20 protein-coding genes are annotated in these 22,831 nt (G+C 41.5%); 10 read left to right on the forward strand and 10 right to left on the reverse strand.

Annotation, left to right across the window (positions count from 1 at the left end; translation table 11 throughout):
* Positions 1-245: 245 nt before the first annotated feature.
* A complete protein-coding gene (locus CSV72_RS15535) occupies positions 246-1,049 on the forward strand; it encodes an alpha/beta hydrolase (protein WP_099679110.1) in 804 nt (267 codons plus the stop codon).
* Positions 1,050-1,195: 146 nt separating this feature from the next.
* Here CSV72_RS15535 and CSV72_RS15540 read toward each other — a convergent pair whose 3' ends face one another.
* The gene (locus tag CSV72_RS15540; protein ID WP_099679111.1) at positions 1,196-1,822 is read right to left on the reverse strand and encodes a superoxide dismutase; all 627 of its coding nucleotides are present in this window, start codon (positions 1,820-1,822) and stop codon (positions 1,196-1,198) included.
* 264 nt (positions 1,823-2,086) lie between these two features.
* Between CSV72_RS15540 and CSV72_RS15545 the strand changes: the two genes are divergently transcribed.
* From CSV72_RS15545 to cax, 7 genes are all read left to right on the forward strand, one after another.
* A complete protein-coding gene (locus CSV72_RS15545; RefSeq protein WP_099679112.1) occupies positions 2,087-4,024 on the forward strand; it encodes an alkaline phosphatase family protein in 1,938 nt (645 codons plus the stop codon).
* Between the two features lie 210 nt (positions 4,025-4,234).
* Positions 4,235-5,260, forward strand: coding sequence for an ABC transporter ATP-binding protein (locus CSV72_RS15550; protein WP_099679113.1), 1,026 nt, complete (start codon positions 4,235-4,237; stop codon positions 5,258-5,260).
* A complete protein-coding gene (locus CSV72_RS15555) occupies positions 5,235-6,254 on the forward strand; it encodes an ABC transporter ATP-binding protein (protein WP_099679125.1) in 1,020 nt (339 codons plus the stop codon). The genes CSV72_RS15550 and CSV72_RS15555 overlap by 26 nt, the downstream gene beginning before the upstream one ends.
* Positions 6,251-7,879 (forward strand): ABC transporter substrate-binding protein, encoded by a 1,629-nt coding sequence (locus CSV72_RS15560; protein ID WP_099679114.1) that lies wholly within the window; start codon positions 6,251-6,253, stop codon positions 7,877-7,879. The genes CSV72_RS15555 and CSV72_RS15560 overlap by 4 nt, the downstream gene beginning before the upstream one ends.
* A 67-nt stretch (positions 7,880-7,946) precedes the next feature.
* Positions 7,947-8,978: an ABC transporter permease gene (locus CSV72_RS15565; RefSeq protein ID WP_369802936.1), complete on the forward strand. Its 1,032-nt coding sequence runs from the start codon at positions 7,947-7,949 to the stop codon at positions 8,976-8,978.
* Positions 8,979-8,995: 17 nt separating this feature from the next.
* Complete coding sequence (gene nikC, locus CSV72_RS15570) at positions 8,996-9,892, forward strand: nickel transporter permease (protein ID WP_099634752.1); 897 nt, start codon at positions 8,996-8,998, stop codon at positions 9,890-9,892.
* 217 nt (positions 9,893-10,109) lie between these two features.
* Positions 10,110-11,156 (forward strand): calcium/proton exchanger, encoded by a 1,047-nt coding sequence (gene cax / locus CSV72_RS15575; protein WP_099679115.1) that lies wholly within the window; start codon positions 10,110-10,112, stop codon positions 11,154-11,156.
* 308 nt (positions 11,157-11,464) lie between these two features.
* Here cax and CSV72_RS16815 read toward each other — a convergent pair whose 3' ends face one another.
* From CSV72_RS16815 to speD, 7 genes are all read right to left on the reverse strand, one after another.
* A complete protein-coding gene (locus CSV72_RS16815; protein ID WP_158232246.1) occupies positions 11,465-11,605 on the reverse strand; it encodes a hypothetical protein in 141 nt (46 codons plus the stop codon).
* A 69-nt stretch (positions 11,606-11,674) separates the two neighbouring features.
* Positions 11,675-12,811, reverse strand: a complete 1,137-nt coding sequence (nspC, locus tag CSV72_RS15580) for a carboxynorspermidine decarboxylase (RefSeq protein ID WP_099679116.1) — start codon at positions 12,809-12,811, stop codon at positions 11,675-11,677.
* Between the two features lie 10 nt (positions 12,812-12,821).
* Positions 12,822-14,021, reverse strand: coding sequence for a saccharopine dehydrogenase family protein (locus CSV72_RS15585; protein ID WP_099679117.1), 1,200 nt, complete (start codon positions 14,019-14,021; stop codon positions 12,822-12,824).
* Between the two features lie 16 nt (positions 14,022-14,037).
* The gene (gene speB / locus CSV72_RS15590; RefSeq protein WP_099679118.1) at positions 14,038-14,898 is read right to left on the reverse strand and encodes an agmatinase; all 861 of its coding nucleotides are present in this window, start codon (positions 14,896-14,898) and stop codon (positions 14,038-14,040) included.
* Positions 14,888-15,739, reverse strand: a complete 852-nt coding sequence (speE, locus tag CSV72_RS15595) for a polyamine aminopropyltransferase (RefSeq protein ID WP_099679119.1) — start codon at positions 15,737-15,739, stop codon at positions 14,888-14,890. Before speE ends, speB begins: the two co-directional genes overlap by 11 nt.
* Positions 15,739-17,217 carry an aminotransferase class I/II-fold pyridoxal phosphate-dependent enzyme gene (locus CSV72_RS15600; protein ID WP_099679120.1) on the reverse strand — a complete coding sequence of 493 codons (1,479 nt, stop codon included), beginning with the start codon at positions 17,215-17,217 and terminating at the stop codon, positions 15,739-15,741. Before CSV72_RS15600 ends, speE begins: the two co-directional genes overlap by 1 nt.
* A complete protein-coding gene (gene speD, locus CSV72_RS15605; protein WP_099679121.1) occupies positions 17,204-18,028 on the reverse strand; it encodes an adenosylmethionine decarboxylase in 825 nt (274 codons plus the stop codon). Before speD ends, CSV72_RS15600 begins: the two co-directional genes overlap by 14 nt.
* A 385-nt stretch (positions 18,029-18,413) precedes the next feature.
* On the opposite strand from speD, the gene CSV72_RS15610 reads away from it, so the two are divergent.
* A complete protein-coding gene (locus CSV72_RS15610) occupies positions 18,414-18,821 on the forward strand; it encodes a PaaI family thioesterase (protein ID WP_099679122.1) in 408 nt (135 codons plus the stop codon).
* Between the two features lie 87 nt (positions 18,822-18,908).
* On the opposite strand, the gene CSV72_RS15615 is transcribed toward CSV72_RS15610, so the two are convergent.
* Positions 18,909-19,064, reverse strand: coding sequence for a DUF1540 domain-containing protein (locus CSV72_RS15615; RefSeq protein ID WP_099634743.1), 156 nt, complete (start codon positions 19,062-19,064; stop codon positions 18,909-18,911).
* Positions 19,065-19,159: 95 nt separating this feature from the next.
* Here CSV72_RS15615 and CSV72_RS15620 point away from each other — a divergent pair, with 95 nt between their 5' ends.
* Positions 19,160-20,476, forward strand: coding sequence for a cytochrome P450 (locus CSV72_RS15620; RefSeq protein WP_099679123.1), 1,317 nt, complete (start codon positions 19,160-19,162; stop codon positions 20,474-20,476).
* A 56-nt stretch (positions 20,477-20,532) separates the two neighbouring features.
* On the opposite strand, the gene CSV72_RS15625 is transcribed toward CSV72_RS15620, so the two are convergent.
* Entirely contained in the window at positions 20,533-22,266 is a 1,734-nt protein-coding gene (locus CSV72_RS15625) for an AAA family ATPase (protein WP_099679124.1), read from the reverse strand.
* Between the last annotated feature and the right edge of the window lie 565 nt (positions 22,267-22,831).

The following is a 22,831-nucleotide window of genomic DNA, read 5'->3' on the forward strand; positions in this document are numbered from 1 at the left end:
AATACGTTCCCGTGGTAAAATGTGTGTATAGCTCATCGGGAGCACTCCTTTATTAGTTGATTGGCGTTAACTAATGTGTACCCGATTGAGCTATTTTTATTTATCTACCGTTCGACTTAATATGATAATCTACAATATATAAGAATATGAGTTGCTGATGGATTGATTTGACTTAAATCCATCTAAATTGTATAATACCTATTAAACATGTTGGAATAATATATTTTGACAGGAGTGTGGAAGAAATGCAAAAAATAATCACGATTCGTTCTGGGGAACATAATTTATCCGGTGCACTGCATCTGCCTGAATATAGCAAAGAAGCAATACCATTACTTATATTTGTTCATGGGTTTGTAGGCAGTAAAGTAGGGGAACACCGTCTGTTTGTTAAAGCTGCACGTTATTTTACGGAGCGTGGATATGGGGTATTCCGCTTTGATTTTAGCGGTTGTGGTGAAAGTGATGGAGATTATACTGGTGTAACAGTAACGAACCAATTGAAGGAAGTGCAGGATGTGGTCGATTATCTAAGCTCAATAAGAGGGATAGATCAACACCGAATTACACTAGTTGGGCACAGTCTTGGTGGAGCTGTTGCATCGCTCACAGCGGCAAGCGACCAGAGAATTAAACAATTAATTCTCTGGTCGCCAGTAGGTAAGCCTTACGAAGATATTACTGGGATTCTTGGACCGAAAGCGGTTCATGAAATTGCTAGACAAGGCAGTCATGATTACCACGGGTTTATGATCAGTCAAACGTTCCTGAAAGATTTGAAAAAGCATCAGCCTCTTAAAGCGGTTCGCTCATTTACAGGGCCAGTGCATATCATTCATGCAAAGGAAGACGAGCAAATTCCGAAAGAACATGCCGTGCGATACGCTAATTCACTCAATAAACGCGTAGATACTGTGCAAGTGTTTGAACAGTATATCGACAAAGCAGATCATACATTTTCGGGGTATTCATTTGAAGATGAACTGTTTGACAAAAGCTTAGCTTGGCTCGAAGGTAATCCAGTAGAAAAGTTAGTGTCGCAAACTTAAATTCGTGAAAATCTCCCGCACAGTATACACGTGGCGGGAGATTTTTTAAAGAAAATAAAAGGCGGGCTGCCTGATCCGTTTCCGCGGATCGGCAGCCCTAATTTTGGAATGTAGGGTAAAACTGGAGATAAGGAAAAGAGAAAAAATTAAGTTGCTGCTGTTTTAGCAGCTTGGATGAAACGCTCATTCACAATGTCCCAGTCCACAGTGTGCCACCAATTTTGTACAAATTCGGGGCGGCGGTTCTGGTATGACAAATAATAAGCGTGTTCCCATACATCAATGACTAGTAATGGGGTTTTTCCATCTTTCAATGGTGTATCCTGGTTTGGCGTGCTCATGACTTCTAACTCGCCGTCAGTAAGCACTAACCAGCCGTAACCACTACCAAAGCGACTGATTGCCGCTTTTGACAAGACATCTTGGAAATTATCGAATGTATTAAAATACTTTTCGATTTCCCTCTTAATGTCTGCGGATGGTTCCCCTTTACTTTTTGGCGTCATGGATTCCCAGAATAAGCTATGACAGTAATGTCCACCGCCGTTATTTTGGACGGCAGTGCGAATCTCCTCAGGTACCTGACTGAGATCAGTCAATATGGTTTCAAGAGATTGAGATTGTAACTCTTCATGATTATCCAGTGCCGCATTCAAGTTATTGACGTACGTCTGATGATGTTTGCCATGGTGGATTTCCAATGTCCGTGCATCGATATACGGTTCAAGACCGTCTACTGCATAAGGCAAATCAGGAAGAACAAATGGCTTCAAATTTTCACCTCCAAAGAAACGATGAGAAACTTTAAAAGTTTCCCTAAGGAAATAATGTTTCCTCAAGGCAACATTAATAAAGAAATGGAAAAAACGCAAGGGTTTTATGGAAAATGAGCAATAAATAAAACTAAAGGACTATGAGGGATCTTGAATGATTTGCCTTGAAGTCGTAGTGAATAAAAGATAGATCCCGACTTTTTAGTTAGCAAGTTTACCCTGTTTTCATCAAGGGAATAGTTCTATAAAGCGAGGGATGTCAATATGTTAAAGCCTATAAATGTTTTCATTATTATTTTATGTAGTATGACCATCACTACTCACCCTTCTACTAGTAAAGCTGCCGAGACAACAGGCACCATTAGTGTCGTGTCGTTTGACGGATTGGGATATGAGGATGCACAGCGTTACATAGGCAAAGGAATTATGTCGAATTTAGAAAAAATTCAGCAACAGGGAGCGTATGCTACAGATTTCGTTACCGTTACACCATCTTTGACTGCACCTTCACATGCAGCAATGTCTACTGGTACTGGACCTTCAAAAACAGGAATTGTTAGTAATCAGTTCCATTCATTAGGAGGAAAAGTGAAAGATGACCAAAGTGGATTTTCACAGACGTTAGGCGTTACACCTATATGGAAAGAGGCGAGAAATCAAGGGAAGGTCACAGCAACCGTCTCCTTTCCTGACTCGAATCCTGATAACGCATCTGCCGCCACTTACGCTGTTTATTCGGGTGGGACTTTGGCAAATTCAAAACTTCATAACTTGAAGTTTTCAGAAGTAGATGATGAACGCGTCGAACAAATAAATGCAGGGTCAATAAAAGTAGAAGAGGCTGTTATTTCATTGGATATAAAAAAATCACCTGCTAAACAATTATATATTTTGCGAACAGATGATAAAGAATTGAAATATTATATTTCTATGGATAGAAAAGATATGGGAGAAGAAGTATCACCCAATGATTGGATTGCTGTCGCGCTGAACTTACATGATTTTGATAGTGCAGGGTTTTATATGAAGTTAAAGGGAAATCCTGAGAACAAAGAAGAACTTCAGTTATTTCAAGGGACTGTGATGGGCGGGTTATATAGAGGACCTGGTCAATTTACAGATAAAATTCAATCAGAATTCGGATTTTATCCAGCAGCTGATGAAATAGAGGCGTTTAAAAATGGAGATATTACAAGGGAAGAATATGAACAGGTGGGTGAACGATTCTCAAATTGGGTGACGGATGTCAGTTTTTATATTAAAGAGAACTATCAGCCCGACCTGCTGTTCTACTATTATTCTGTAGTAGATAATGAACTGCATGAGTTCCTATTGAGAGAACCTGCTCAACCTGGATATCAATTAGCGAATGTGTTGGAAAAAGAAGAATATGTGAACTGGGCATTTAGCCAAGCAGATCGGGCAATTGGTCGTATTAAAAATAATCTGAATGCTGATGATCACTTATTGATTGTTTCAGATCATGGATTGGAACCAATTCATTCAAGACTTTCACCGAATAAGGAACTGGAAAAGGCAGGACTACTTGTAAAAGATGAAATAGGAAATATAGTTACGTCTAAAACGAAAGCATATGCAGAAGCGAGTGGAACGATTGCTCATGTTTATGTGAATTTGAAGGGGAGAGAAGAAAAAGGAATCGTAAAAGAAGAGGAATATGAACAAGTAAAGAAGGAAATTGTGTCAACATTTACTAATAAGACAGTATTTACTGCTCTTTCCCAAGATCCAAAAAAAGTAGCTCATCCTATTTTACGTTGGCTTACTAATAAAAATGAAAAGCTCGATAAGATCTATACGTATCCGAGTTTATCTGTCTTATCTAGCGAGAAACAGTCTGAAGTGTATCCATACGAGACTATTTGGACGGATGATGAGAAGGGATATGCTTCATTTAATAGTAATAATAGCGGAGACGTATTTTTATCTGCGGCTCCCGGATTTTTAATGGGCAAAGACGCGAAAATTGCTGTTGAACCAACGCAGGAATTGGGGAGTCATGGTGGAAACCCTGAGCGATCAACATTACGGCCGATTTTATATGCATTCGGCCCTATGATTCCACCTGGCGAAATGAGCAATAGAATTACGATGACAGATATTGCACCCAGTGTATATGAGTTATTAGGTTTACAAGTTCCAGATTTTGTGGAAGGAAAGTCAATTTGGCAGTTGAAATAATTATACAGCTAGAAGAATAAATATAACATTCCGCTATTTTGAATTCATTTAAGAAGTGCGTAGGTAGAACATTACCTATTGCACTTCTTTTGTTTTTAACAAAATTCTCTTAATATATTACTTTATCAAAAAAGCATCTTGCGTTTAATCAGAATAAAAGTATAATTATGATTAATGAGTTATTTCAGAAAAATAGAAAAAGGTGAGCAAATGAACGAGAGAAAGAAATTACTTGAAGTGAACGATTTGCAAACGACCTTTTTCACGGATTCAGGAGAAATTCCAGCAGTAGATCATGTAGACTTTTATGTGAGAGAAGGAGAAGTCTTGGGGATTGTAGGAGAGTCAGGCTGCGGAAAGAGTGTTACTTCTTTATCTATCATGCAGTTAGTGCCAAGTCCGCCAGGGAAAATTACTGGAGGAGAAATCCTTTTTGAAGGTCAAGATCTCCTAAAGAAAACGGAAAAGGAAATGAGAGAGATTCGTGGGAATGACGTCGCGATGATTTTTCAAGAGCCCATGACGTCGTTAAATCCGCTTTTCACAATAGGTAATCAGATGTCTGAAGCTATTTCTCTTCACCAGAAAAAGTGGTCGAAAAAGCAAATTAAGGAACGGGCAATAGAAATGTTGAAACTAGTCGGATTACCTCGCTCTGAAGAAATTATGAAAGAATATCCCCACCAGTTATCCGGTGGTATGCGGCAGCGTGTCATGATTGCTATGGCGCTTGTATGTGATCCCAAAGTACTCATTGCGGATGAACCGACAACAGCACTTGATGTAACGATTCAAGCTCAAATCCTCAAATTGATGCGAGATTTAAATGAACGCATGAATACAGCGATATTACTCATTACACATGACTTAGGAGTAGTGGCTGAAACTTGTGAACGCGTTGTCGTTATGTATGCAGGACAAGTCATTGAAGAAGCACCAACTGAAGAAATATTTAAAAATCCTTGTCACCCTTATACACGGGGATTGATCCAGTCAGTACCGGATATGCGTGATAAAAAAGATCGTCTATATTCGATTCCAGGTAATGTGCCAAAACCAGGATCCATTGATAAAGGATGTAGATTCGCAGCAAGATGTGAAAGCGCTTTCTCTAGATGTTGGATAGAAACACCAGAATTGTACCGGAACTCCGAAAATCATCAAACGAGATGCTTCTTATATGACGAACAAGAAGGAGTGACAAATGCAAATGAACAAACCACTGTTAAGAGTTGAAGGGCTGAAAAAATACTTTCCGATTCGCAAAGGGCTGATTGGTAAAACAGTGGGTCATGTCAAAGCAATCGATAATGTGTCATTTCATGTAAATGAAGGAGAGACACTTGGAATCGTAGGAGAAAGTGGTTGCGGAAAATCGACAACGGGACGGACGATTATGCAATTGCTAGAACCTACAGAGGGTGTCGTGGAATTCCAGGGGAAAGATTTGACTAAGCTCTCTGCTAATGAAATTCGAGCGGTTCGTCGAGACATTCAAATGGTCTTCCAAGATCCTTATGCTTCATTGAATCCTCGTCATACAATTGGCAAGATTTTAGAAGAACCATTGATTGTTCATGGTGGTGGTAGTGCAAAGGATCGCCGCAAAAAAGTAGTAGAGTTTTTAAAGATTGTCGGTTTGAGTGAATACCACGCAAAACGTTATCCTCACCAATTCAGTGGGGGACAGCGTCAGCGTATTGGTATAGCCCGTGCATTGATGACGAATCCCAAGTTAATTATTGCAGATGAGCCGGTGTCTGCGCTTGACGTATCCATTCAAGCGCAAGTATTGAACTTAATGCAGGATTTACAAAAGGAATTCAACTTGACCTATATCTTCATTGCACATGACCTGGGAGTTGTACGCCATATCAGTGATCGTGTGGCAGTCATGTACTTGGGGAAAATTGTGGAGATTACAGAGAGTGAAGAGCTTTATGCAAACCCCCTCCATCCTTACACACAGGCGTTATTGTCTGCGGTACCTGTACCAGATCCGAGTTATAAAAAGGAACAAATCATTATTGAAGGGGATATGCCAAGTCCAGCGAATCCACCAAGCGGTTGTGCATTCCACACCCGCTGTCCTTTCAAAATGGATGTGTGTACGAAAATAACTCCTGTATTAGCAGAGGAGAAAACTGGTCATTCTGTTGCTTGCCATCTTTATACTGCGGAAGGCAACGATGATATAGAAAGAAAAAAACAATTGGAGGGATCTGTATGAGAAAAGGGAAACTGTGGTCGTTCGCGTTGATCATGCTTCTTGTCTTATCGACTGCTTTGGCAGCGTGTTCAGGCGGCGATGATAAAGAAGGCAGTGGCTACAAGGACAAAGACGCTGCTGATAAAGGCGGCAGTGAGAACAAAACGTTAGTATTTGGACGAGGTGGAGATTCAACATCTCTTGACCCATCCCGTGTAACAGAAGGGGAAACATTTAAGGTAACGGTGAATTTATTCGAAACATTATTAAACTTTGGGGAGCAGGATACTACGGTTCAGCCGGGACTTGCTAAAGAATATGACACAAGTGAAGATGGATTGACGTATACATTCCAATTGGAAGAAGGCGTGAAATTCCATGATGGCACTGATTTTAATGCTGAAGCAGTCGTAAAGAACTTTGAGCGTTGGGCTAATGGAGATTCAGATACATTCCCATACTATAACTCTATGTTCGGTGGGTTTAAAGACGATGAAGATCACGTAATTGAGTCTGTTAAAGCAGATGGAGAATCCACAGTGATTATTACTTTGAAACGTCCACAAGCACCATTCTTGAAAAATCTTGCGATGAGTATGTTCGCTATTTCAAGTCCTGAAGCCTTTGAAAAGGGCGATGATGAGTATGAGCGTAATCCAGTAGGAACAGGTCCATTCAAGTTTGTAGAGTGGAAGCCAAATGAAACAATTACAATTGAAAAGAACGAAGAATACTGGCAAGAGGGGTTACCAAAATTGGATCGCATTATTTTCCAAGCGATTCCGGATAACTCTGCTCGTCTGAACGCATTACTATCTGGTGAAATTGATTTAGCAGATGGAATCAATCCAGCCGATGGATTAAAGATTGAAGACAATGATGCATTGCAGTTGTTCGAGCGTCCTTCTATGAACGTAGGGTACCTTGGACTAACAGTAACGCGTGAGCCATTTGATAAAAAAGAAGTTCGTCAAGCGATGAACTATGCTATCGATAAACAATCAATCGTTGATTCATTCTTTGAAGGACGCGCAGAGGTAGCGAAAAATGCTATGCCGTCATCTATTTCAGGTTATAACGATGATGTAGAAGATTATGCATATGATCCTGAAAAAGCGAAAGAACTATTGAAAGAAGCAGGTCTTGAAGATGGATTCGAAATGGAGCTATGGGCTATGCCAGTTCCACGTCCATACATGCCAGACGGCACAAAAGTAGCAGAAGCGATTCAGAGCAACTTGGCTGATGTAGGTATTAAAGCAAAAATCGTTTCGTATGAGTGGGCGACTTACCTAGACAAGGCAAGCAAAGGGGAAGCAGATGCTTTCATGCTTGGTTGGACTGGGGATAACGGAGACGCAGACAACTTCCTATATGTATTGTTAGATGAAGACAATATCGGAAGTAATAACTACACGTACTTTAAGAACGACGAAACACATAAGTTATTCCTTGAAGCACAAACAGAAGTAGACGAGGACAAGCGTATAGAGTTGTATAAGCAAGCTCAGGAAATTCTTCACGAAGAAGCTCCTTGGGTACCACTTGCACACTCCATTCCATTGTTAGGCGGAAAGAAAGAACTAACTGGTTTCGTTCCACATCCTACAGGTTCTGATTTATTGTCGAATGTAGAATTCAAATAAGTAATAGGTAAATTACATGATGGAGGAAGAGGGAGAAGCTAGTATTCTCCCTTTCTTTGATTAATATATGATAAGAGCCGGAGGGGTGAAAGAGTTGTTCAACTATACGATTAAGAGGCTATTACAGCTAATTCCTGTCCTGCTTGGTATGACATTTCTAGTTTTTATGTTGATTCGTGCAATTCCTGGTAATCCAGCACAAGTAATTTTAGGGCAACAAGCAACAAAAGAAGCGGTGGAAGCCTTGACGATCAAGCTAGGTCTTGATCAACCATGGTATACACAATACTTCAGTTATCTTGGTGGTATTTTAAAAGGGGATTTAGGCGAATCCATGCGTACGCGACTTCCTGTGGCGGATGAAGTTTGGCCGTATTTAGCAGCTACATTGGAATTGGCATTATTTGCGATGATTATCGCGGTCGTTGTAGGGATTAATGCAGGGATTATTTCTGCTTGGTTCCAGAACTCATGGTTTGATTATTCAGCGATGGTATTGGCACTGGTCGGTGTCTCCATGCCTATTTTCTGGTTGGGGTTAATGGGACAGTGGGCATTTGCGATTGAGTTGCAATGGTTGCCGACAACTGGACGTGAAAATGTTCGTGATCCTGTATCCGCCATAACCAATTTATACATAATTGATACGCTCATCCAAGGCAGGTTTGATCAATTATGGGTAGTCATTAAACATTTGATCTTACCAGGGCTAGCGCTAGCAACGATTCCGATGGCAATTATTGCCCGGATGACGCGCTCGAGCATGCTAGAAGTGATGCGTTCCGACTATATTCGAACAGCACGAGCAAAGGGTCAGAAAATGTTTTGGGTAGTGTATAAGCATGCGTTAAAAAATGCAATCATTCCTGTTTTGACAGTGATCGGTTTGCAAATTGGTCTACTCCTTGGTGGAGCTATTCTGACGGAAACGATCTTCGCTTGGCCTGGAATTGGACGCTATATCTATGATGCGATCAACTTTAGAGATTATCCTGTTATTCAATCAGGCATTCTCATCGTGGCATTTATCTTTGTCATGATTAATCTGATCGTCGATTTACTATATGGACTGATCGATCCGAGGATTAAGTATGATTGAGGAAGGAGGAACAGTTCATGTCAGAATTTACGCCTAAGGTAGACGGAGTAGCAGAAGCAAAATTAGAAAAAACAACAGGACCTTGGCGGGAAGCTTGGGTAGGTTTTCGCAAAAGTAAAGTAGCGGTCGTAGGCGCGGTCATTGTAATATTCTTTATCCTACTTGCGCTCTTCGGTCCTCTTGTCACTAAAGAAGGCATCAACGAACAATTAATGACGGATCGACTGCAACCTCCTTCTTCGGAATACTGGTTTGGAACGGATGACTTCGGCCGTGATATTTTCTCACGCATTATCCACGGTGCGCGTATTTCGTTATCAGTTGGATTCTTCTCGGTAGTTGGTTCGATTGTTGTGGGGAGTTTCCTTGGTATTATTGCTGGTTATTACGGGCGCTGGATTGATACGATAATTTCTAGGATATTCGATATTATGCTCGCATTCCCTTCCATTTTATTGGCGATTGCGATTGTATCGGTATTGGGGCCAAGTTTACGTAACGCGTTAATTGCTATTGCAATCATTAACGTACCGAACTTCGGACGATTGATACGATCTAAAGTGTTGAGTATAAAAGAGGATGAATATATTACAGCGGCAAAGGCAATTGGGATGAAGGACTTCAGGATCCTGTTTTCGCATATTTTACCTAACTCCATGGCGCCTGTTATCGTACAAGGTACATTGGCGATTGCTACAGCTATCTTAGAAGCGGCAGCACTTGGATTCCTAGGATTAGGTGCTGAAGCTCCTTATCCAGAGTGGGGGAAGATGTTAGCTGACTCTAAAGATTATTTGCAGAATGCCCCATGGACAATGATTTTCCCAGGGCTTGCCATTATGTTGACGGTATTAGGCTTCAACTTGATGGGTGACGGGTTACGTGATGCATTGGATCCGAAAATGAAAAGTTAAGTTGTTTTTTTATGACTGATATAATCCAGATGAGTATAGAGGATAGTCTTATTTACAGACTCTCCTCTATACTTTTTTGAATACAAATAAGCAGTAATTAACATACAAGTTATTTGGTTGATCTTCATTTTGATGATCAACCATTTTGTAACTAGTTTATTCACGCATGAATAAGGGAAAGACTATAACAAATTGCTTATGAAGCGAGGTGGAGACAATGAATAAAGTATTTACTGTTATGGCGTTCACAGGCGTACCTCTAGTATTTATAGCGTCCTTCTTGAATTGGTCAGATTTATGGATGTTTGCGCTATGTTGTTACAGTATTATTGCACTAGCCGGATTCATTGGAAGAGCAACAGAGAGTTTAGCCATTGTCAGTGGACCACGAATCGGTGGTTTATTAAATGCAACATTCGGTAATGCGGTAGAACTTATTATTTCGATATTTACGTTGAAAGCCGGATTGATTGCAATCGTACTGGCTTCGTTGACAGGTTCAGTCTTAGGGAACTTATTATTAGTTCTAGGGCTGTCATTTTTCGCAGGTGGTCTGAAGCATAAAAGACAGAATTTCAATATTTTTGATGCTCGATTTAATTCAGCATTATTGATATTTGCGATTGTCGTGGCATTTGTGATTCCGGAAGTCTTCTCGATGACGATGGATACTAGAACTGGACTGAATCTGAGTATCGGTATTTCGATCATACTCATACTGATTTACTTGGCAGGTCTGGTATTTAAGTTATTTACACACCGAGGTGTATTCGGGTCCGAAAATCATGAGACAGATGAAGTGCCAGAGTGGACAAAGAAGAAGTCCATAGTGGTACTATTAGTTGCAACAGTAGCAGTTGCATTTGTTTCTGAAAAGCTCGTGCATACATTTGGTACATTAGGTGAAAAGTTTGGTTGGTCTGAGTTGTTTATCGGTGTCATCATCGTGGCAATCGTTGGAAACGCAGCAGAGCATTCTTCCGCCATTACATTGGCAATGAAAAATAAAATGGATGTATCGGTAGAGATTGCAATCGGTTCTACATTGCAGATTGCCATGTTTGTAACACCGGTGCTTGTACTGATTTCGTTAATGATGCCTACCGCAATGCCACTTGTATTCACTTGGCCAGAGTTGATTGCAATGATTACCGCCACATTACTAGTTGTAAATATATGTAATGATGGGGAGTCAAACTGGTTTGAAGGGCTTGTGCTGTTCTCAGCCTATCTAATTATGGGTATTGGATTCTTCTTACTGTGAGTAGTAATTACAATGTTTAAGAATGGAGTAGGGGGGAGCAACGTTGATCTGCGTTCCAGGTGGACGCTTTCCCATGGGCTTTCGGTGAGCCAGCCAGGTCGCAAGCTGCCTTTTGGTTGTCTCTCTTTTCGAGCAGGTCCATCGGGAGTCGCCACCTTGCACTTCGATCAACTGGTGTTACCTTCTGGAAATATGGAGTGAAGTTCAATATATTCACATAAGGTGTTGAACTAAAGACATATAGACAGAAAAAACGATTCGCTTATAAATGCGAATCGTTTTTTCTTTATTAAAGCTATTATTCAAGATTAGCGTTTACGTAAGTTTTTGAAATCACACACTAAAATTAAAAATGACACTAGTTGATCGGAGTGGAAGGCGGCGACTCGGGGAGGATCAGCCTGATCAGGTGAAACAACTAAAGGAGCACCCGCGACTAGTTGGTTCACCGCGGGCCCTCCCGAACGCGTCCGCTTTGAACGCAGATCAACGTTCCCTCACATTCCCACTCACATATCCTAAGACAAACGCTGCCTAAAATCCTCATAACCAAATTGTTTTATGACATTGATCTCATTATCCAGCGTATGAAGAACGATGGACGGAAGATTAACCCCGTTAAACGTATTGTTCTTCACCATGGAATAATGCGCCATATCACAAAATACAAGTCGGTCACCCGGCTTCAACGGCTGATCGAAAGAATAATCACCAATTACATCACCAGCCAAACAAGTTGGGCCGCCTAATCGATAAGTATGGGCTTTTTCATTTGCCGCACCAGCATCGATAATCTCTGGTCGATAAGGCATCTCCAGAACGTCTGGCATATGGCAGGAAGCCGATGTATCGAGAATAGCAATGTCCATGCCATTATGCATCGTATCAAGTACTGTCGCCACGAGGAAACCTGTGTTGAGGGCGACGGCTTCACCCGGCTCTAGATAAACGTCGAGATTATATTTATCTTGCATGAAACGAATGCAACGAATCAATGTCTCGAGGTCGTAATCAGGACGAGTGATATGATGACCGCCACCGAAGTTGATCCATTTCATCTTCTGTAAATAAGGACCGAACTCTTCATCGATGATTTGAATTGTCCGCCACAATATATCGGAGTTTTGCTCGCACATCGTGTGGAAGTGCAGGCCACTAATTCCATTAAGTTCATCGGGTTCAAAGTTTTCCAACGTAACACCGAATCGTGAATAGGTGAAGCAAGGGTTGTACATGTCCACATCAATCTCCGAGTACTCAGGATTGATCCGGATTCCGCATTCAATGAGCTTCTCCTGCTTCTGAACCCGATCTTTGAATTGCTTCCACTGCGCAAATGAATTGAATACTAAGTGATCAGAGTAACGAAGGATTTCCTCAAACTCGTCTTCGTGGAAAGCAGGGGCATACGTGTGTACTTCTTTCCCCATCTCTTCATTGCCAAGACGCGCTTCAAATAGACCACTTGAAGTAACGCCATGTAAATACTGTCCGATTAATGGATAGACTTCAAACATTGAAAACCCTTTTTGCGCAAGTAAGATCTTGCATCCTGTTTGATCGATAACGGATTTCATTTTTTCTAAGTTAGCAATCAGCAGTTTTTCATCCACGACATAACTAGGTGATGGGACTGCTTGTACATCGAAGTTCATAGTATTCACCTCAGTCTATCAAAGTTGGATTAAAATCTTCGTGCCAAGGTAAACCATACTTATTCAACGCTTCCATGAATGGATCTGGATCGAATTCTTCAATATTGAAGACACCTGGCTTTTTCCACTTGCCTGTTAACATCATCATGGCACCGATCATAGCTGGTACTCCTGTTGTATAGGAAATAGCTTGTGATCCCACTTCACGATAGCACTCTTGATGATCACAAATATTATAAACATAATACGTTTTTGGTTCGCCGTTTTTCGTACCTTGATAGATACAACCGATATTCGTTTTTCCTTTCGTACGTGGTCCGAGAGAAGCAGGGTCAGGTAGTATAGCTTTTAAGAATTGTAGTGGTACGATTTGCTGACCTTCGTAATCGATTGGTTCAATAGACGTCATACCTACATTTTCAAGTACACGCAAATGCGTCAAATACTTTTCGGAGAACGTCATCCAGAAACGAATTTTATTTACACCGGTAATATTTTTCGCCAATGATTCAAGTTCCTCATGGTATAGCAAGTAGACATCTTTTGGTCCGATTTCAGGTAAATCATAGACGCGTTTTACTTCGAGAGGTTCTGTTTCGACGAATTCTCCGTTTTCATAATAGCGTCCGTTTGCTGTGATTTCACGGATGTTGATTTCTGGATTAAAGTTAGTTGCGAATGGATAGCCGTGATCACCTGCGTTGGCATCGACAATATCAATCGTATGGATTTCATCGAAGTAATGCTTCAATGCGTAGGCGGAGAACACACCGGTTACACCAGGATCGAAACCGCTCCCAAGCAATGCGGTAATACCTGCTTCCTCAAATTTCTCTTTATAAGCCCACTGCCATTTATATTCGAATTTCGCTGTATCAAGCGGCTCGTAGTTGGCGGTATCTAGATAATCCACTTTTGTTTCAAGGCAGGCATCCATAATCGTCAAATCCTGATAAGGCAATGCGACATTAATGACGATATCCGGTTTGAATTCATTGATTAACGCGACGAGCTCAGGCACGTTGTCTGCATCTACTTGTGCTGTTTGGATTTTCGTCTGTCCACCATCCAGCTTTTCTTTCAATGCATCACATTTTGATTTCGTACGACTTGCGATACAGATTTCTTCAAATACATCTGGTACCTCACAACACTTATGCACGACAACACTAGCTACGCCGCCAGCTCCAATAATTAATGCTTTTCCCATTAAAGACACCACCAAATTAGTTATTTTTATTTATAGCAATCGTTAATTCACGTAACACTTTACAAGCAACGGCAGTTGATGCACCGCTTTGGTCGTAGATAGGAGCCAACTCGTTGATATCACAAGCAACGATATTCAAACCGCTGACTGTCAAAATCGCTTTTAGCAATTCAACAAAGCTCACGCCGCCCGCTTCCGGTGTACCGGTTCCAGGGAGTACGGAAGGATCCAATACGTCCAGATCAATCGTCAAATAGACGGGTTTACCTTGTAGTTTTTCAACTGTATCTTCAAGACCATCAAAATTAAATTTATTCATATAGACATGCTGTTTTGCCGCCCATTCGAATTCTGGACGATCACCGGAACGAATGCCGTATTGGAATATTTTATTATCACCAAGCAAATCCCAGATTCTGCGGATAACTGTAGCGTGAGACAGACGTTGATCTAAATACTCTTCGCGCAAGTCTGTATGTGCATCGAATTGGATGACATGTAAATCAGGGTGCATTTTCGCAACAGCGCGCACAGCGCCTAATGTCACTAAATGTTCGCCACCAATCATGCAAGGGATTTTTCCATCCTCCAAGACGAGTGAAGTGAACTCTTCAATTTGCTCGAGAGCACGCTCCGTATTACCAAAACTTAATTCCAAATCACCGCCGTCGAATAATGAGTAATCCGTTAAATCAGCTTCCTGATAAGGACTGTATGTTTCGAGACCGAATGATTCGCTACGCATCACTTTACTGGCGAATCGCGTACCAGGACGGAAAGATGTTGTGGAATCAAAGGGGGCACCGAAAATTACGAATGAAGAATCCTCGTAATCTGCTTCGAAACCTAAAAATGTTTCTATATTTTTATTTAGCATGAATCAGTAACTCCTTAACATAATTCGGCAAGGCGAACGAGCCGACATGAAGTTTGGTATTGTAATATTTTGTTTGTAAACCAATTGCGTTCCATGCATCAGCATCCAAATCTTCTATGGGGTCATATTTCTTGGAAGCAAATCCGAACAGCCAATGCCCTGAAGGATAGGTTGGAATATGCGCTTGATAGACTTTAGAAACGGGGAAGAACCCCATGATACTTTTATGTGCTCGCTGCATACCACGTGCGTCTTCAGCGTAGAAAGGACTTTCATGCTGATTCACAAGAATGCCTTGTTCATTCAAAGCTTTATAGCAATTGCCATAAAACTCTTTCGTGAAGAGACCTTCACCCGGCCCGAATGGATCGGTGGAATCGACAATAATCAAGTCATAGGCGTTCTCTTGTTGACGGACGAATTTCAGGCCGTCCTCAAAATATAGCGTGACGCGCGGATCCGTTAGTTTTGCTGCCGTTTGTGGTAAAAAGTTCTGACATACTTTAACAACTTGCTCATCAATTTCCACCATATCGATTTGTTTGATCGATGGATAACGCGTTAATTCGCGCACGGTGCCACCATCACCTGCACCAATAACTAACACTTTCTGTATGGACGGATTGGTAGCCATCGGCACATGAACAATCATATCGTGATAAATGAATTCGTCTTTCTCCGTCACCATGACATATCCGTCAAGTGTCAAAATCTTACCGAACTCAGTCGATTGGAAGACATCAATTTTCTGGAATTCACTTGTCGCGGTATATAAATGTTCTTCAACGCGAAAGGAAAAGCGGGTATGGGGTGAATGGTCTTCGGTAAACCATAGATTCATCAGACGTCCTCCTTCACTACGTTAATATAATCAACATTTGAATCTTCGGTACCTGTGAGGAAACAACCTTTGTCCTTGCAGTAGTCGATATAGTCGATGATCTCATCGGTAATGCGTTCTCCTGGTGCCACAATCGGAATGCCTGGAGGATAGCACATGACAAATTCACTTGCTACGCGACCTGAAGATTCAGTCAACGGAAGTAATTCTTTCTCCGCATAAAAGGCTTGTTGAGGTGACTGGACAATTTCTGGATTGATATACTCATGGTCGAATAATGAACTTGGGTCTTTTTTATAACGCCTATTGATTTCTGCTAAAGCTGCTACCAAACGTTCCAGATCAAGTGTCCGGTCACCGACAGAAATATAAGCTAGGATATTTGCCACGTCTCCGAACTCGATTTGAATATCGTATTCGTCGCGCAGAATATCATAGACTTCAATGCCAGCCAGACCTATTTTTCGCGTATGGATAGATAATTTAGATTCATCGAAATCATAGATGGTATCTCCATTGATCAACTCTTTAGAATAAGCATAGTAGCCGCCAATTTTATTGACTTCATCACGCGTATACTGTGCCATCCTGATCACTTTATCGAAGATTTCTTGACCATGTAGCGCAAGATTTTTACGTGAAATATCCAATGACGACATCAATAAATATGAACCACTCGTTGTCTGCGTGAGGTTAATAATCTGTCGCGTATAGCCTTCACTTACTTCATTATTGATCAATAAAAATGAACTTTGCGTTAAAGATCCACCTGATTTATGCATACTGATAGAAGCCATATCGGCGCCGACGGACATAGCGGAAGGAGGCAATTTATCATTGAAATAAAAATGTGTGCCATGTGCTTCATCCACTAATACGAGCATACCGTGTGCGTGTGCTAGATCAGTAATGGCTTGCAGATTGGAGCAGATACCATAATAAGTTGGATTATTAATGAGAATCGCTTTGGCATCAGGGTGATCCACGATTGCCTTCTTTACTTCAGCCACAGCCATACCAAGTGGAATGCCAAGCTCTTCTTGCACTCCAGGATTCACATAGATAGGAATAGCGCCGCTCAAGATCAAGGCATTAATTGCGCTGCGATGAACATTACGCGGCATGATGATTTTCTCACCTACTTTACAAGCGGTCATGACCATAGCTTGTACAGCAGAAGTTGTCCCATTTACAAGCAAGAAGGCGTACTTCGCGCCAAAAGCGTCTGCTGCCAACTCTTCAGCCTCACGAATAACAGAAACGGGGTGACATAAATTATCAAGAGGTTTCATGGAATTCACGTCATGATGCAAGCAAGTTTCCCCGAGAAAATCAGCAAGTTCCTTATTGCCTCGACCGTGTTTATGTCCGGGAACATCAAAAGGAACGACACGTGCTTCTTGATATTGCTGCAATGCTTCCATAATTGGAACGCGATGTTGTGATAATTTCAATGGTCTCTCCTCACTCATTTTCATAGACGTTGGAACCGCTGTAGATTTCAATCATCTCTTTGCGAAGATTATGAGAGATTTGAAGGCGTTCTTTTGGCGGTAATTCTGAAACATCTTTGTTAAATAGGTAATCTTGCAAATCGATTTCTTTAATAAGTAATTTTGTATGGAAGATATTCGCTTGGTAAACATTTATATCGATGGCATCATACTTCTGCAATGTTTTCTCATCAATGAAGTCTTGGATTGATGTGATTGCATGATCCATAAATAGTTTTTTGCCGTCTACTGATCGTGTAAATCCACGTACGCGATAATCTGCGGTAATGATATCCGAATCAAAACTTCCGATGAGGTAGTCAAGCGCGTTCAATGGAGAAATTTCTCCACACGTCGATACGTCTATATCTACACGAAACGTTGCAATGGAGTTATCGGGATGATACTCGGGGTACGTATGGACAGTCACGTGGCTTTTGTCTAGATGACTGACGACGGAATCCTTATCTGGCAAGATGGGGATCGCGCCTTGATTACAAGAAGGATCAATTTGTGATGCAGGGAATTTTTCCTCTGAAATCATTAACGTTACACTAGCACCTTGAGGGTCGTAATCTTGTTTACTGACATTCAAAACATGTGCACCAATCATTTCGGTGACATCGTAGAGAATTTTCGTCAAACGTTCTGAATTGTATTGCTCATCTATATAGGCGATATACTCACTTTGCTCTCTTCTACTTTTTGCATAGCTTACATCGTAAATGTTGAAGCTAAGAGTTTTGGTGAGGTTGTTAAAGCCGTAGAGCTTCAGCTTATTTTCCAACCGAAACATCCGTCCTTTCTATATAAAGTGTTTATAAATTATGTTCACATAAAAAAGTCCCTCTCCAATCCACATGAAATAATACAAACATGACAGATTGGAGAGGGACCTTTACTCTGTTTCGCTTGTTGATATAACAATAGAGAGGATCTCTATTCCATTACATAACAGGTGATTGGATTGGCATAATGCTCACAGGTACTCTTCCTAAATTAAAAAACTTATGAAATTAATCTCATTATAAAGGAAAAAGAATAAAAAATATATACTTTTTATTGAAAAGAATTAGAAAACATGTATTTTAAAGTGTAAGGTACAATGCTTTGAATTGTCGTCAGTACGTCTTTACGATATGGTATATAGAACAATTACTACATTTTCTGGAGGTAATGATATGAACGATACGACAGTGGAATACTTGGAACAAGTTCGACAAGATTTCGAGACAAGTCCTTTCTGGAAGTTTGCAGGTCTGCAAACCCAAAAATTAGAAGCGGGTCAGGTGGAATTATATTTACCTTATCGTCAACACTATGATAATGTACGCGGAACTATTCACGGCGGTATGTATATGTCCGTTCTCGATACGACGATGGGAATGCTTTGTCGTTCGATGGGTGCAAATGATGTCATGACGATACAAATGACAACACAATTTCTAAAGCCGGTCGTTCAGGAAGCTGTTTATTCAAAAGCTGCCGTTATTAATAGAACACGCTCTACGGCTCTGGTTGAAGGAACACTCTTCAACGAGAAAGATGAATTAGTTGCTCATTGTACTGCTACGTTCAAGTTGAAATGATACCTAGAACTGGGAAGCGATACATAGGCGTTTAGCTTTACAATTAAAAAGCAGCCAAGCATAAAAGCCTGGCTGCTGCTCGGTGGATCATCCTTTTGGAATGAACGTACCACAATCTGTTTCGGCTGAGTCTTTTGCTTTTCTTCCTTTTCGTGAGATCACTTTGATTTCATCTGCTCCACACTGATTACCTGATTCCCAAAAATGACAGTTCGTTACTTCACATAATACGTCTTTTGCCAATTGACCCACCTCCTTTTTACTAGCATATCCAGAATCAATTCAAACATACAGGAGATAGGGAAGTAATACATTATGATCCCTTTGGAGGAGAGTTCATGGTTATTGTACAAGATATTGCGACTCCACGTTTACAAAACTATTTGGAATTCGTGCGTGACCCGATTGCTTTTTTTACGCGAGTACAGCCGCTTGGTGATGTGATTTCATTGAAGACGGGTATTACTCCGACGTTTGTGGTCAACAGTCCCGATGCTATTCGTGAAATCTTGATTCGTCAAGACCAATCATTTATTAAAGGACGGACAACGACTGTGTTGCGAAGAACAGTGGGGGAAGGTCTGCTGACGACAGAAGGAGAGCGACATGCGACGCAGAAGAAATATATTCAGCCGGCGTTTTATAAAGATGTACTGGAGCGCTATGCCTATGCCATCGTAGATGAAACCGAGAAGCTAGTCGAACGTCTTGAGCATGAAGAGGAACTAGATATACATACTGTTATGATGCGGTTGACATTGTCGATCATTACACGAACGATGTTTTCGACAGATGTCTCGTCAGAAGAGAAAGAGCTAGCGGATGCTGTCACGAAAACGATAGAGCAAAGTGTCAAAATTTTATTCAGTCCTGTAATGATCCCGGCTTCTGTTCCAACTAAAGCCAACTTAAAACATAGAGAAGCAATACAGACATTAGAAGCCATGATTGACGAAGTGTTAGTGGCTGCGAAAGAGCATCCTGAATGGTTCGAAGATTCGTTGCTTGGCATGATGATGGCGGTGACAGATGAGGCGGGAAACAGATTGTCTGACAAAGAAGTACGCGATCAGATGATGACGATGTTGTTAGCCGGGCATGAAACAACAGCAAACTTATTAGGTTGGTTATTTGCTGAAATTGCAGGGCATCCTGAAGTGGAGAAGCGTCTGTTAGAAGAACTAAATACAGCCGACTTGGTAGGTAACCCATTTAATTGGATGCGAGAATTACCGTACACACAGCAAATTATTGAAGAAGGCTTGCGTCTTTATCCTCCTGCCTGGCTAATTTATCGTGAACTTGACGAAGCTGTTGAGATGTTCGGAAGATCTTTCAAAAAGGGAAGTACGTTTATGATTTGTCCGTATGCGGTTCACCGAAATGAAGAAGTATTCCCCGATCCGAGTGCATTTGACCCAGAACGGTTTGCGGCAGGTAATAAGTATGCGCCATTTAGTTATTTTCCATTCGGTGGCGGCTCACGCAGTTGCATCGGTTCGCGATTTGCGATGCTCGAAGCGACACTCATCTTGTCAGTGCTGTATAAGAAGTTTTTATTCCATAATGTTCGACCAAATCCGCCCGTTCCGGAACCGTTAATTTCATTGCGGATCAAAGATGGTTGGCCGATGAAGATAGAGAAGCGCCGATAACCGACGCAAAACAAAAAGAAACAGCGATCATCCTATTGATGATCGCTGTTTTGCTATCAGATAAACACTACCGCATCTTTAGGAGTCGGTAACTCGACGATGCGTTGTACTTCGTCACCTTCAAGCGTTTCTTCTTTATATAGTGCATTGACCAACTCTTCAAACTGATACGCGTGTTCTTTAATGAGTGTTTCCGTCTTTTTGGCGGCTTGATTAAACAGCATTTGCATTTTTTCTTCTCTTTCAGCTTTATTGAAGATCAAAGAAAATCCTTCCTGAAACAATCCAGTGTTCACCATACGCTCAAGAATATCTTTGGCCTGTTCCACGTCGCCTCCAACCCCAATACTGTGCTCACCCAAATAAAGACGCTCTGCAATACCACCCGCTAGGATCATACTGACTTGATCAAGCAATTCGCTGGCTGTAGATAAATGTAATTCCTTCTGAATAGGGGCTACATAACCAAGTGCTTGACCCCGTGGGATGATCGTCGCTTTTCTCACAGAACCTGGCTTTGTAAGAGCGGCGATGATGGCGTGCCCGGATTCGTGAATGGCTACACGGCGCTTCGTTTCTTGGTCGCTTAACGTGCGCGCTGTATTTCCAAGAATTGTCCGGTCAATTGCAAAATCCAAATCATGCTTCTCGATTAGTTTCCGACCTTCGCGCATGGCGCGGCGGCTAGCTGTTTCGAACAAACTGCTAATTTCTGCACCAGAAAATCCGGTAGTACTGTCTGCAAGTGTATCGAGAGACGCTGCTACATTAGGTGCCAATGTTTTGCCATTTGTATGGATGTCGATAATTTCACGACGTCCTTTTGTATCTGGCAATTGAACGTTAAAAGTAAAGTCGATACGTCCCGGACGCAAGAATGCATCATCCAGCATATCTTTTCGATTTGTTGCCGCGATGAATAAAACACCATCATTATCATTTCCACCATCAAGTTGAACTAGCAATTCGGTTAACGTCTTTTCAGATTCTTCTCCACCATGTTCTTTTCTTTTTCCAGCCAATGCGTCTACTTCATCTATAAAGATAACTGCAGGGCGTTGCTTGCGGGCGTTTTCAAAAAGTGTACGAATGCGTGAGGCACCAACGCCTACAAATAACTCTGTAAAAGCCGCACCGCTAGAAGAATAAAAAGTAGCTCCTATTTCTTTTGCGATAGCCTGGGCTAATAATGTTTTACCAGTTCCTGGAGGTCCATGCAGTAAAATACCTTGTGGCAATGCAATGCCCATTTCTTTCGCTACTTCAGGATTTTTGAATACTTCTAATGTCTGGAGTATTTCATCTTTCATTTCATCCGGGATTCCGCCGATATCTTCCATTGTAATGTCAGGGAGCGGAGTCGCTTTTGATGCTTGATGTTTCATAGCTGACGCACCAATATTGAGTTTACCTTTTTTGTGAAGAATGAAAAGTGTCAATAGAGCTACCAATATAAGCCCACCAAAAATCCAACCACCCGCCGAACTTGCTGCTTTATATTGATAAGACACATTATATTTCTGTACCAAGTCATCCACTAACGTACTTTGTGGACGCACCATCGTGCTGTATGTTGTGTGATCTATAGTGATCGATAATTTTCCTTTGGCCGTTTCGTTTAATAAGACACTAGCACCTGATTGGTCAGCAATCAGTTTTTCCATCTGGGCAAAGGAAACTTCTTTTCCTCCAGTGGATTGTAAATAGTTCCAAGTGACACCTGCAGCGATCGCCGTGACAAAGAGGGCTACGACTAAAATCTTTGATGCTAATTTCGAATTAGGCTTCAAGGTCAGCTCCAGCTCCTTTAGTAGATTACCTAAATTATACGTAGTAATAGTAGTTTTGAACAGTGTATAAACTGAATAAATAGTTACAAATTCAAGACGTTGTGAGGAAATACCTAAAGAGGAGGTGGTGGGCGTTGCATTTCTGGTGTGTTTACCGGGGTAGAGGGGTACTAAGCTGGATAACAAAATAAGTAATAGCGCACAGTACCCAACCTGGGAACGCGGTTGGCGAAGAGAATATGTGGCTGCGGGTCTTTGTGACTCTTTGTTGGGACGTTGCTCGAGTGGTGGTTGGGTACTGAAGTTAGTAAGTGTCTGCTTTCTGGACCCGCACAGGCACGTGGGGGATTGCCTCCAGCCAGGAGCCAGCTGGCGGTGTTGCTGCCAGTTGTCTCCCGGCCACGGCCTACCCCGCAGTTGTGCCTGCGCTGCTGAGTGGGATTTACTTTGGTTGTGGTTCTAAGTAGGATAAATTTCGAACCTTACCCAACCTGGAAACGCGGTTGGCGGAAAGACTAGGCGGCTGCGGGTCATTTTCACTTTTGGTTGTGGTCGTTGCTCGACT

It is taken from the genome of Sporosarcina sp. P20a (assembly GCF_002743175.1).
Taxonomy (GTDB): domain Bacteria; phylum Bacillota; class Bacilli; order Bacillales_A; family Planococcaceae; genus Sporosarcina.